General features: G+C 37.4%; 11 protein-coding genes and 1 pseudogene. 5 read left to right on the top strand and 7 right to left on the bottom strand.

Features of this window, described 5'->3' with window-relative positions; genetic code table 11:
• Positions 1-135 precede the first annotated feature (135 nt).
• The 4 genes from P20652_RS21000 (at position 136) to P20652_RS07510 (ending at position 3,880) form a co-directional block, all read left to right on the top strand.
• Positions 136-459, top strand: a complete 324-nt coding sequence (locus P20652_RS21000) for a hypothetical protein (RefSeq protein WP_008169561.1) — start codon at positions 136-138, stop codon at positions 457-459.
• 126 nt (positions 460-585) lie between these two features.
• Positions 586-1,374 carry a GGDEF domain-containing protein gene (locus tag P20652_RS20995; RefSeq protein WP_008169560.1) on the top strand — a complete coding sequence of 263 codons (789 nt, stop codon included), beginning with the start codon at positions 586-588 and terminating at the stop codon, positions 1,372-1,374.
• A 3-nt stretch (positions 1,375-1,377) separates the two neighbouring features.
• Positions 1,378-2,076, top strand: a complete 699-nt coding sequence (locus P20652_RS20990) for an EAL domain-containing protein (RefSeq protein ID WP_237707126.1) — start codon at positions 1,378-1,380, stop codon at positions 2,074-2,076.
• A 574-nt stretch (positions 2,077-2,650) separates the two neighbouring features.
• A complete protein-coding gene (locus tag P20652_RS07510; protein WP_008169558.1) occupies positions 2,651-3,880 on the top strand; it encodes a VCBS repeat-containing protein in 1,230 nt (409 codons plus the stop codon).
• A 236-nt stretch (positions 3,881-4,116) separates the two neighbouring features.
• On the opposite strand, the gene P20652_RS07515 is transcribed toward P20652_RS07510, so the two are convergent.
• Together P20652_RS07515 and P20652_RS07520 are read right to left on the bottom strand one after the other, a co-directional pair.
• Positions 4,117-4,572: a hypothetical protein gene (locus tag P20652_RS07515; RefSeq protein ID WP_008169557.1), complete on the bottom strand. Its 456-nt coding sequence runs from the start codon at positions 4,570-4,572 to the stop codon at positions 4,117-4,119.
• A gap of 12 nt (positions 4,573-4,584) precedes the next feature.
• Positions 4,585-4,770: an EF-hand domain-containing protein gene (locus P20652_RS07520; protein ID WP_008169556.1), complete on the bottom strand. Its 186-nt coding sequence runs from the start codon at positions 4,768-4,770 to the stop codon at positions 4,585-4,587.
• Between the two features lie 301 nt (positions 4,771-5,071).
• On the opposite strand from P20652_RS07520, the gene P20652_RS07525 reads away from it, so the two are divergent.
• Complete coding sequence (locus P20652_RS07525) at positions 5,072-5,929, top strand: PA4780 family RIO1-like protein kinase (RefSeq protein ID WP_007376869.1); 858 nt, start codon at positions 5,072-5,074, stop codon at positions 5,927-5,929.
• 27 nt (positions 5,930-5,956) lie between these two features.
• On the opposite strand, the gene P20652_RS07530 is transcribed toward P20652_RS07525, so the two are convergent.
• From P20652_RS07530 to P20652_RS07550, 5 genes and pseudogenes are all read right to left on the bottom strand, one after another.
• The gene (locus tag P20652_RS07530) at positions 5,957-6,631 is read right to left on the bottom strand and encodes a response regulator (RefSeq protein WP_008169553.1); all 675 of its coding nucleotides are present in this window, start codon (positions 6,629-6,631) and stop codon (positions 5,957-5,959) included.
• A 93-nt stretch (positions 6,632-6,724) separates the two neighbouring features.
• A pseudogene (locus P20652_RS07535) lies at positions 6,725-8,169 on the bottom strand (ATP-binding protein).
• A complete protein-coding gene (locus P20652_RS07540) occupies positions 8,169-8,699 on the bottom strand; it encodes a hypothetical protein (RefSeq protein WP_008169549.1) in 531 nt (176 codons plus the stop codon). The pseudogene P20652_RS07535 and the gene P20652_RS07540 overlap by 1 nt, the downstream one beginning before the upstream one ends.
• Before the next feature lie 9 nt (positions 8,700-8,708).
• A complete protein-coding gene (locus P20652_RS07545) occupies positions 8,709-10,373 on the bottom strand; it encodes a YHYH protein (protein ID WP_008169547.1) in 1,665 nt (554 codons plus the stop codon).
• 76 nt (positions 10,374-10,449) lie between these two features.
• Positions 10,450-12,381, bottom strand: coding sequence for a S9 family peptidase (locus tag P20652_RS07550; protein ID WP_008169545.1), 1,932 nt, complete (start codon positions 12,379-12,381; stop codon positions 10,450-10,452).
• Positions 12,382-12,422 lie beyond the last annotated feature (41 nt).

Raw genomic sequence — 12,422 nt, 5'->3', positions numbered from 1 at the left:
ATTTATTCCTATATTCAGGATTAGAGCCTAACTAATAGATATTTAGTACGCTTGTGTTCATCTGAAATATTTGCTGTATTTCTTAAATGTTTCTCCATCGCAAGTTGAAATGACTTTTGTATAAGGTTTTACTTAGTGCCATATAAAAATCTAAATAGTGAAGAACGCAGAGAATCCGTTAAAATTTTATACTCTAATGCCATATCTGGTATTACTATTTCGACTGTAGTGAGTTTTATATTAGTGTTTGCTTTTGATTTAAGTAACCAGCAAATATCCTACGAAAAAAATATTTGGCTAAGTATTATGATTATCTTATTAGCAGCTCGCGCTATTGATGTAGTGTGGTTTTATAAAACTAAAAAAGATAACCCGTTATTTAATGCCGACAAATACTCAAAAAGATTTTCAACTGGGTGTATTTTAACTGCACTGTCGTGGTGTGGGTATGCACTTTGATTTCATAGAACCTCATCAGCAATAGAAACTACAACAACGATTGCTGTTTTATCTGCTTTTGCTGGAGGCTCTGCTAATCTGCTTTCAGGAAGCCGAGTAACCGCTGTACTCTATAGCATTATTTTATTGGCCCCCTACTCTTTTTTATTAACCCTTTCTAACGATAACTATAACTCTGTCCTCGGTATTTTAGGCCTAACATTTACTGCTATTATGGTGGCTTCATCGTACAAATCAGCCACATTTACACACAATGCAATCAAGTTCAAAAACCAAAACAGAGAGCTGCTTAACGAAATGGAAAACAAGGTCGAGCAACGCACTGAAGAAATTTACCGCTTATCGAATACCGATCCACTCACAAATCTATTAAACCGCACCGCATTTTTAAAAAATACAAACAAACAACTAACAGACAACCCTAAAGAACCCTTTGCTTTATTATTTGTAGATTTAGATGGTTTTAAACAAATCAACGATTCGTTGGGTCATAAAGTAGGCGATAAAGTATTAAAAGAAATAGCACTGAGAATTAGTAATGTATGCAACCAACAACTCTATAAATGCCGCTGGGGCGGAGATGAGTTTTTAATTTTAGCAACGTATCAAAGGCAAACTGAGCTTATCGAGTTTGCTAATAAAGTGCTTCAAAGCATTAGTGCCGAGCATGAAACATATAAATATCAAAAATGGGTATCAGCAACTATTGGAATTGCCATTTACCCTGAGCACGGGAGTGATTTAAATACCTTAATTCGCTCTGCTGATACTGCAATGTATCACCAAAAACGCATGGCTAAAGGTAATATCAATATTTATAACGATTCACTCAAATTAAAACAAGAAAGAGAATACCTTTTGAGTCAACGCTTAGCCAGTGCCATAGAAGAAAACAGTTTAAGGCTAGTATTTTAACCAATTGTTGATAGCAAAACATCAAAAGTAACCTCTTTCGAATCATTATTACGCTGGCAACTAGACGGTGAAAATATTTTCCCTGATGAGTTTATAACTATTGCCGAGCAATACGGTTTAATAACCCAAATGGGCCTCTGGGTGATAGAGCAAGCATGTATACAAACAAATAAATTCAACCATTTACAGGAAAAAATTGCAGTAAGCGTGAACGTATCGGTAATTCAATTACAAGATCCAAATTTTGTAACTAAGGTATTAAAAATAGTAAATTATCACGAAGTAGAACCTAAAAATTTGCATATGGAAATTACCGAATCAGTATTTGCCGAGGATAAACTCACATTTTTGACAGCCGTTAAAGCACTACAAAAACAAGGCTTTTGTATTTCAATTGATGATTTTGGTACAGGCTACTCATCACTTTCAAGCATGCTTGATATTGGTGTAGATATAGTAAAAATAGACAGAAGCTTTATTCAAAATATGGATAAAAGAGGGTTAAGTATTATTCATGCAATTGTACAAATGGCCTCATCTTTAGATTTTACTGTTGTTGCCGAAGGCGTTGAAACTATTGAGCAAGCAAACACGCTTACTAATATTGGCGTATCTCACCTGCAAGGTTATTACTTTTCAAAACCGATGGAAGTAGACTTTGTCGATGCTTATTTAAATAAGCAAAATAAGCTGTGCCGTTGATAACCAAAACCCGCTAAAAGCGCTTAGCTACAATATTAGTTATGCGCTATCTTCCTTATTAAGGCCTGTTTATCTTTCGAGGTTAAATTTGCAGCAGGCTGTTTGATATTTAAGCAAGGAAAAGCCTATGTAGTGTGGTTATTCCTCATAAATAGGCGATCACGTAAAGTAAATTCCAAACATGCGCAGCCTAGGGAGATAGACTCTTTGTTACTCGGTTTTTACCTAATTCTTACATGGATGTAAGCCATTAGAATAACGCAGGAGCAGTTATAGAGCCCACTAGGTTACAAACCACGCGCCGCAATTAAATCTTCCTTGGATTGAACTAATTTCAATCCTTAAAGGTCAACAGGCCCTAGTTAAAACATAATTTTACAATTACTTACACCCTGTACATAGTAATTAGCGTAGGCTAAATATAATCCAACTTACATATGTATATTACGTTTAAATTTACGCTAATTAGCAAACCGCCAGCGCTGGATAATACGTAAAGTTATGCGCTGACGCTGCTTATATAAGTGAATAATATAAATGTAATAATACAACTAAATATAAAAAAGGAATTTACATGATAAAACCACTTTGCTATTCACTCATCACTTTACTTACCCCCATGAGCGTTATAGCTCAAACAATGGCAATAAAAACAACGGATGAATTAGTATCAACCGATTCAGAGATTTTATTTGCATATAATAAAGAATCAAAACAATTAGAAGCCATCAATTTACTTACATCACTAAGTAGTGAACTTGCATTACCAAAAAACGCCATCGGGTTTGATGTGGCAACACTTGCTAACATCACCGATAAACAAGCACTCGTACTAACAAGTGATGGCGTATACAAAGCCCAAGCAGGTAAACCAACACTGTTGTTTAATTATGAGTCGGTTCTTAATCAATTAAAAATAGATAAATTTGAAAAAGTAGACTTTGTTTTCGATGCCAACAATGACGGTCTAAGCGATATTTTCATCCCTGAGTTAGCAAGCAGTACTTTATACATTCAAAATAAAGATGGCAGCTTTAAGCCTAACCAATTTAATCAAACGCCTAAGTATGAAGGCAGCTTTTCAAGAAAAGGACTTTCGCTAGAGGTTAATATTAACAATAAGCCCGTCGTTATCGATTTTAACCACGATGGGTTAAATGACCTCGTTTTTTCAAATGACTTTGGAGCGGATGTACTGCTTGCTAATTCAGAGGGCTTTGAGCAAAAGCTTACCTCTATTGATTTTAACATCGAGTTAGGCGAGCTAGGTAATGGCGAGACTCGCAAAATAAAGCAAATTATTGATATTAATAACGACGGATTTCTAGATTTTACAACCAGACAGTTTAAGCCTACGCAAGGTATGGACTCGTTAGATATAAAAATAGCACATACTTTGTACCTAGGGAGTGCTAAAGGTTTTAGTAATACGCCCATTCCCTTACTTGAAACACAGGGCCCTAGTGAGTTGTTGCTCAAAACAGATTTTAATAATGATGGCTTAATTGATTTACAAAAAATGGATTTAGATATTGGCTTAACCACTATTGCCTCAATGGCTATGGGCGGGGGCAGTACTGATGTAGATGTAGAAATGAATCTTTATAAGCAGCAACCCGACGGTTCCTTTGCCAATAAATCGAGCATCGAACTTGATTTAGAAATGGAAGTGGGGATGAATGGCGATGACTCAGAACCGGCCCTCTATTTAGGTGATATTAATGGCGACAGCTATATTGACGCGGTATACAAATACAGTAAAAAACACTGTATATTTATTACGGAGAGCAAGACTCATTGCTAAATGATAAACGTGAAAATTAAAACTAACGCTGCCGAAAAACAATAAAGATATTCTTCTAGTAGATATAAACCAAGACGGTAAAAAAGATTTTGTATTTAAATTTACCGAAGAAGATGGGACAAGCAAAATAGAAACACGCTTAAATTAAGCCAATAAAAAAGCCCAACAGAATTAACCGTTGGGCTTTGGACTTAAAACTTTCGAGTAACAGTCAGCTTTACTCTAAGTTATAACACCTAAGCAGTTACATTTAGCAGTGAATCGCCTTCACTTAAACCAAACTTCTCTTGCACTGATGCAAGGATTGATTCTTTATCTTCATCAGACAACTGGTTTGAATACTCTGTTAATAGCTCATCTAAGTAGCTTACTACTTCGCCTGTATCGACTGAGTCTAATGAGTTTTGTGGCGGTGGCGGCGGTCTTTGACCTTCTGCTCTTCCTGCATCACCAATACTTTTAGCATCAAACTCAAGTTCGCCCATTAAATCAGCAAGCTCTTTTGTTGGTTCAATACCTTGTTCTTTAAATGCCGCTTGAATACTTTGCGCATCATCGCTAGTTAAGTTTTCTGCATCAAACTGTGCAAGCGTTTCTTTAACAAAATCGCTTTGCTCTGTTGTTAATTTTGCAGCTTGACTACTTTGTTGCGGCATAAAACTCGCAGAGCTGCTGCCAATATTATTAATCATTTTAGTATCCTTTCAACGTTCACGACGAGGTGGTTTATGATCGCTAAGCTCTTGTTCACTAATTTCGCCATCACCATCGGTATCAATCATTGAAAAGTCAGGTTTTTCAGGAGGATTGTTACCGCGTCGAGCATCTACATTAGCTGAAAAAGCAATAGATAATATTGCCACAGTGGCAAGAGTTGAAAAATGCTTCATAGTAATAACCTCGTATTTAAGAATTAAACTAAGCTTACGCTTTAAAAACGCAAACAATGTGCAAATAATGAGGAAGTAATAAATTATTTTTGATAAAAACTGATGATTCAAAAAAGTTCTGGTTGATTGCTTTGCAATCAATATATAAGCTAATAAAATAATACGATTAATTACTCTCTGGCAGTAGTGTTACTGCCCTTAATTCTCAAAGCTGATATACTGCTTGAGCCAATTAAACAAACAAATACAGAGCACTTTCATAAATAATGATTAATAACCAACCCTACTTAGCAGGCAATCTGTGAAAATACCTAAACGCCTGCAACCCCTTGTTGATGATGGCCTTATCGACGAAGTAATAAGCCGACTAATGAGCGGTAAAGAAGCCGACGTATTTATTGTGCGTTGTGGTGAGCATATTCGCTGTGCGAAAGTGTATAAAGATGCGGTTAAACGTAGCTTTAAAAAAGCGGCACAATACCAAGAAGGCCGAAAAGTACGTGGTGGACGCCAAGCGCGTGCTATGGGTAAACGCTCTAGCTATGGCCGTCAATTAGAAGAAGAAATTTGGCAAAATGCCGAAGTTGATGCGTTATCTCGTTTAGCCGGCGTGGGTGTACGTGTTCCTGATACTTACTTTTGTATTGATGGCGTGCTGCTTATGGAACTCGTGTCGGACGAGGACGGTAACGTAGCTCCTCAACTTGGGCATGTCGTTTTTAGTGAAGAGCAAGCAATTGAGCAGCATAAGCTCATGATGCATTACATTAAGCTTATGCTTTGCGCAGGTATAATACACGGTGATTTATCTGAATTTAATGTACTTGTAGATAATAACGGCCCGGTAATTATAGATTTACCACAAGCAGTTAACGCTTCAGCAAATAACAGTGCACAAGCTATGTTTGCGCGCGATGTAAATAACATACGCCGCTATTATGGTGAATTTGCACCAAGTATACTAAAAACTCAATACGCTAAAGAAATGTGGGCACTGTTTGAAGAGGCCAATTTAACGCCTAATTCAACGCTTACTGGTGAATTTGAAGACAGCGACGAACTTGCTGATGTAGATTCTATTCTTGATGAAATTCAAGCAGCAGAATACGAAGAGTTTGACCGTTTAGAGCGAATTAAAAATGCTGACGATGATGAGTAGTAGCTCATCGTCATCGCTCACTCCTCTTTACTGTGGGTGCACAAACCGGTAACCAACCCCATAAACAGACTGGATAACACTTTCAGTTTGTGTCACTTCATCTAGTTTTTTACGCAACTTTTTAATATGGCTATCAATAGTGCGATGGCTCACAATACGCTGATCGGCGTACATAGTGTCCATTAAGCTATCGCGCGAATAAATACGATTTGGGTTGTTAAACAAAGGTTTAAATAGCTGAAATTCAAAGTTCGTTAGTTCTATGCTGTTTGATTTATATTTTACGCTGTAGGTGCTCTCGTCAAGCTTCATTGTTGACTCTGTAACATCACTTGCGCTACTTAATCGCCTTAATATAGCTTTAACTCGCGCCACCAGCTCAGCATAACTAAACGGCTTACAAATATAATCATCTGCACCTAACTCAAGTCCAAGCAGCCTATCTATTTCTTCTACTTTTGCCGATACCATAATAATAGGCACGTTTGAAAAGCGCCTGATTGCTTTACACAGTTCAATACCACTTTGACCAGGTAGCATTATGTCGAGCAAAATTACGCTCGGCCTATTAATTTCAAGCCAAGGTAATACTTCATTGCCGTGATGTATTTGATGAGTAATAAAATGATGACTACTTAAAAAGTCACTCATTAAGTTAGCCAGCTTTACTTCATCTTCAACAATCAGTATTTGTTCGCTCATAGCGTTCTCTGTTATTAGTAATCCAAACTTAGGATAAAAATACCATATCAAACAAAGTTCAAGTTACGTACTTTTTATATGAATCAACTAAAGCTAAATAGTTGGTAACCTAATAATAATAGCAAGACCGCCTAAAGTGGCTTTTTCAGCAGCTATTTCACCATTATGGCCTTTAACTATATGCTGGCAAATAGATAAGCCCAAGCCCGAACCGCCCTCTTGACGATTACGCGAACTATCTACTCGGTATAAATACTCAAATAAATGCGATAAATGCGACTGTTCTACACCTACGCCATTATCTTCAATTATGAGTTCTAAATACGTTTGCCCTTTAATGCATATATTGTTAGCCGTTAATGAAATTGTAGAGCATTGTGCATAATGCACCGCGTTCATTAAAATATTATCGAGCAACTGTAAAAGCCGTGTTTTATCTGCTTGAACCGTTATGTGTTTAGCGCTATTTAATAGGTAAATTTTTATATTGTGCTGCTCAAGTATAACCTGATATTTTTGCTCAATCGTATTAAATAATAAAGCCATATCAGTAGGTTGCATAGTGTAATGCATGCCTCCTAACTCTGCGCTATTGAGCATATGCAAATCATCAATCAAGCGTTTTAAATGCAATGCCTCGTCGTTAGCCGAATTAATATTTTTTGCATTAGGCTCACGTATGCCAAGTAACATAGCTTCAAGTTCACCGAGTAAAATGCTCATTGGCGTTCTAAGCTCGTGAGAAATATTGGCAAGCCAGCGTTTGCGCACTTGCTCGTCTTTAGCGAGTGTAAATGCAAGGATATTAAAATCTTCGCTCAACTGTCCTAGCTCGTCTTTTCGCTCAAGCGTAAGTTTGGTCTCGTAATTACCTTGCGTTAAGCGATGCATACCATTAGCAATTTGTTTTACTGGACTAACTAAGTGGCGAGACAATAAAAAGGTAACTAGCAATGTAAGCACTACCGCAGCTAAAGCAATAACCCATAAGTAGTTAGTTTGCTGCTGTAAAAAATCAAGCTCATAACCATCAACCAAGCTATCTCTTTTGGAAACAGCTAAGTAACCCACTATTTTATCGCTAACTGTAATTGGGGTTGTTATATAATTTAAGTCACTAAGATACTTACCCACTACTCGCAGTTTATTTTCGTCAAGCAAAGCGTAGTGAGCAATATTTTCAGATGGTGGGCGACGCTCTCCCCCTAAACGAATATGATCGGGTGGCGGTCGTCGCATCGTCCCTCCTCTGGGACCTGGACCTTTTGGTGGTCTAGGTAAAAACTGGCTATTTTCTAGCTGCGATTCAACAAGCTTTCTAAAATTTTCGCCATCGCCGACAACACGTTCCCATGAGGGGTTTTTTTCGTATTGCTTTGCAAGTTGCACAACAAGTGGTTCAAGCGCTTTTACCTCTTTTGCATTAACAAAATCAATTACGCCTTGGCCTATACTCCATTGTATAAGTACCACCAGCCCTGCAATAACACTAAAAGTAAAACTAAATAGTATTAAAAAAGTTTATTATGAATTTTCATTAATGCGTGTTTTCAACCTTGCTAGGAAAGCTTTCAAATCGGTATGTTATAAACTCTTTGGTTTGATCGTTAACATACAGCGTAGCAACTATTTTTTTGCCTTGGGCGGTCCAATACATATGACCATGATTATTTAAAGTAACCGATACGGTATTTATACCACTTTTAAATAAGTTAGCAGGTAAATGCAATGCATGTCCGTAAATTCGCTGTATTTTAACCCCATTTATATATAAATGGGCATGACCTTGTAAAAAGCCCGTGTCATCGTTTGTAGTAACGCTCATCATTTGCTGCATGTTCATTGCGCCCTCAGGGGGTACAGATAAATCATAGCGCTGCGTATCTAAAATTAAGTTATAACCCGACATACTATCTTTTAATAACTTAAGGCTTAATGCCGGGGTTGGCGTATCATTTGGCACTGCTATAGGCATATGGCTATGATCCATCATCTCCTGCTGAGCAAAGAGCTTAAAACTCAATAGCACAGCAGTAGTTAGGATCAATGCGTATTTAAAATAACGCATAGTTACTCCTTACATTCCCGGTGGTGGACCCATTGTTTCGCCCGTATCACAGCGACCAATTGAATTATCGGCTAATTGACCTTTAAAACGAGGCCCTATTTGATAAGGAAAAGAAGGCTGTAATTTACCATCACTGTCTAACGTTAGTGTTATATGGTAGTGATAACCCTTGCCATCATTAGTATCGTGGCCGTTATGCTCATCTAATTGAGCACCGGTTACTGTTTTTTGTGCGTAGTAATAATCTTCAAAGTAATACCCATCGTCGGCATTTAATGTATTACCAGAGAGCGTCGTCACTTGTGCGCCAATAGCAGGGCCAGCATCACTTGTTTGTGTACCTTGGCTAACATCGTATTGATCAACTAAGGTACAGCTTCGCTCGCCCTCAGTACCACAACCACCTTCACTTGTGGGTGCACCGTAATCTCGCATTTCCCAGCCACTTAATGCTAGTTGTCCGTTACTTTCATAAGGACCATAAAGCGGATAGCCATCAGCTGCAAACCCATAAATAGGTGAATGCGCATCGCCATCATCTTCAAGTAAATCAGCTAAACAACTCGTATAAAAGTGGTGATGATATTCACCGTTAGCAGCATGTCCGCCACACACATCAACATCGTATTGCTCAGCAATGGGCGCTAATGTATACCAAATATTATTACCGTAGCTCATACCATCGCCCCAGTTAAATATACTGGTGCCATTAACCATTAAGCCAACTGTACCTAAGCCTGTTTCGCAAGTTTCAGTGTCAGATAAATCGGTAGGTGTTATCGGAAAATACGCTTCAACCGCTTGCTCTGTTGGGCAGCCTGGTCCTGGAGGCCAATAGCCTGCACCGCCTGTGTCATTACAGTTTTCAGTGCTGCTGTTATAGCCAATATCTTCACCAAAGGAAATGGTTTGTCCTACAGCTGCAGAAGTTACACCGTTATAAAAATCGGTAGCTGCACGCGGGCGGTTATTTAACGCGTCTACTTGGTCTTGTGTAAGCGTTACATCATATTTAGGAATGTCAGTAGTTTGCACGTACATGTATTCAACGTTAGCATCGTCTTGTGCAACGCTAACAACCTCAACCGATTGCACGTCTTCAACCACTGCACCATTATTTTGTATGTAGGTAGAAGTTGTATCGTTGTTAATTAACCAGCTGGTAAGTTTTGCACTATTATCAACTGCACCAGTATCTGAGCCTGAGTCTAATGAAGCAATAACATTAACTATAACGGTATCTACAACGACATCGTTTGTGCCGTCATCTGCACTGATTTCAAATACAAGTGCTTCATCGGTTAATACCTCAGGTGCAACAAACTCTGTAGACGTTGCAGTACTTGAAGATAAACTAACGGTAGTGCCTGATGTTTGTGACCAGCTAACCGATACCTCACCGTCATCTTCAACCGTTGAGATTAAATAAACGGTATCACCCGCATTAACAGTTTGGTCAATACCGGCATCAACCCTTGGAGCACTATTACTGACTGTCTCGCCGTCTGTTGTACTTGTTGAATCGCTATTGCATGCGCTTAAAGCAATACAAAGCGCACTTAACGCAAATAACTTAGTTACATTAGCGGCTTTTATTTTAAGAAGTGTTTTCAATGCTTGAACCTTTACTTTAACGTTTAATAAAACAAAGTTAACAAGCAAAAGTGCAAACAATGTGCACAAACTAAGGAAGATTGTGATCAAAAAAAGACAACCTAAGTTGTCTTTTTGCTATTTAACTGGAGTCTGGCTATTTATTATTTTTCAAATGTTTATCGAAAAAGTCTAAAAATGCCTGAAGAGTTTTAACTCTGTGCTCTTGATAAGATAAGTAATGATCGCCATCTTCAAGCTCAATATAAGTAACATCTTTTGCTTCATCATCAAGTTCATCCTGCATTTCTCTACTATGGTAAACAGGTACGACACTGTCATCAGTTCCATGTACAAGCAATATTGGTCTTGTTATTTTTTTAGCAAAATTCACTGGAGAATTAGCTTCTAGTAAATCATCATCAGTTCCAAACTGCTTTCTAACAATATTTTTGTTTGTAAAGTGTCGTGCTTTACTCACTAAATACTGTAAATCACTTACTCCAGCAAAACTTGCCGCACATTTAAACGTTTCTGGGTGCTTAATTACAGCCATTAACGCTGCATAGCCACCATAGCTAGCACCACCTATACAAATGTTATCAGCATGTGCTATTCCTTGGTCAATTAACCAGTTTGCACCGTCTTGCAAGTCATCTTGCATAGCTAAACCAAAACCTTGAATTGACTGCATTAAAAAGTCGTACCCATAGCCACTTGAACCTCGGAAATTAGGCTGTAAAACAGCATATCCGTTATAGGCTAATAAAGCGGTCCAGTAATCAAAATTAGCATAATCCCTTGCCATAGGGCCGCCATGTGGAAATATAATTGTTGGTAATTTATCACCTTCTTTATATTCTACTGGTAGAGTTAGATAGCCTTCTATTTTCAAGCCATCTCTTGCCTTATAGCTAATGCGCTTTTTGCCTCTGTATACCGAGGCATCTATTTGCGGATAAACATCAGCAATTGCACTCACCTGCTTTATTACTCTATCCCCAAATAGATAACTGCCAGACGTTTTGTCTGAGCTAATATAAAGTATATATTTTTGCTGATCTTTACTCGTACTTACAATGTCTAATTTATATTCATCTTTAGGGAGCGATACACGCAAAGAACGATGTAATTTATCTAAGTCTTTATCCCAATATTTAATACCATCATCTAAATGGGAATCAGTAAAGCCTGCAACTTCGCCAGTTTGTTGTGAATAAAAAATAGACCCATCAAAATCATATTTACTATTACTGTAAATTAGCTCGCGAGCTTTAGTCGTTAAATTGAGTTTAAATAATGCATCGCGCCCTTCATGTAACGCAGTGATGTATAAAAAATTAGAGTCTTTATCAAACCCTAATATAGAAATACTTTGCTTACTAAAAACCTCATAATCAAATAAAGTTTCCCACGACTGTTTATTCTCATCAAAATAATCGTAAGTAAATTGCGTATCGTCCATTTTTTTTGCAATACGAACTTTACCTTGTCTGTCGGCAAACCAAGTAACTACATTACTGCGTGGCCTTTGTATTTGAGTCTTACGTAATGTAGTTAAATCTAACTCATAAACTGCTGGGGTATTTGCTATTTTAAAATCCCCCTCGACTAAAATTTTATTTTCTTTTTCAGGTAAAAAACTAACAATTCGGTCTGAATATTGTGGCTGGATTTCATCTCTTACTGTGTTGGCTTTAAAAGCTAATTTAAGACCTTTATCATTTTTAAAGTTATACGCATACATAAGCGTTGATGTATATTTAACCCCGCCAAATTGATAATTTATATAACGAGCACCAAGCAATAATACGTCATCATTTGCCCAGTTATACCAATCAAAAAACACTGTATGGTTATTTGAGTTTATAATTGGTGTAGTAACTCCCGTCTCCAAATTTTTAACCATTAAGATTAAAGTCCCTTGATGGTTTCTTACAAAAGCGAGGTTTTTACCATTGGGAGATAGCTTAACTTGGCTAAAATCTTTTAAGCCCGCAAAAACTTCTATAGGTAATTTTTTATCTTGTGTGGCAAAAGATCCAAAACTTTGCAAAGCAATTAACAAAGTGAAAATGAACTTAAACATTCGTAAATCCTTTTATTATTATGTTCGTAAATAGGTTATTA

Source organism: Pseudoalteromonas sp. BSi20652 (assembly GCF_000239855.1).
GTDB lineage: Bacteria > Pseudomonadota > Gammaproteobacteria > Enterobacterales > Alteromonadaceae > Pseudoalteromonas.
The sequence above is the reverse complement of the archived record's forward strand: the minus strand, read 5'-3'. Positions and strand labels throughout refer to the sequence as shown.

Excerpts from the sequence above, each read along its gene's own strand:
- P20652_RS07520 (WP_008169556.1), bottom strand. The coding sequence starts at position 4,770 with ATGAAGCATTTTTCAACTCTTGCCACTGTGGCAATATTATCTATTGCT.
- P20652_RS07530 (WP_008169553.1), bottom strand. The coding sequence starts at position 6,631 with ATGAGCGAACAAATACTGATTGTTGAAGATGAAGTAAAGCTGGCTAAC.
- P20652_RS07550 (WP_008169545.1), bottom strand. The coding sequence starts at position 12,381 with ATGTTTAAGTTCATTTTCACTTTGTTAATTGCTTTGCAAAGTTTTGGA.
- P20652_RS07515 (WP_008169557.1), bottom strand. The coding sequence starts at position 4,572 with ATGATTAATAATATTGGCAGCAGCTCTGCGAGTTTTATGCCGCAACAA.
- P20652_RS07540 (WP_008169549.1), bottom strand. The coding sequence starts at position 8,699 with ATGCGTTATTTTAAATACGCATTGATCCTAACTACTGCTGTGCTATTG.
- P20652_RS07510 (WP_008169558.1), top strand. The coding sequence starts at position 2,651 with ATGATAAAACCACTTTGCTATTCACTCATCACTTTACTTACCCCCATG.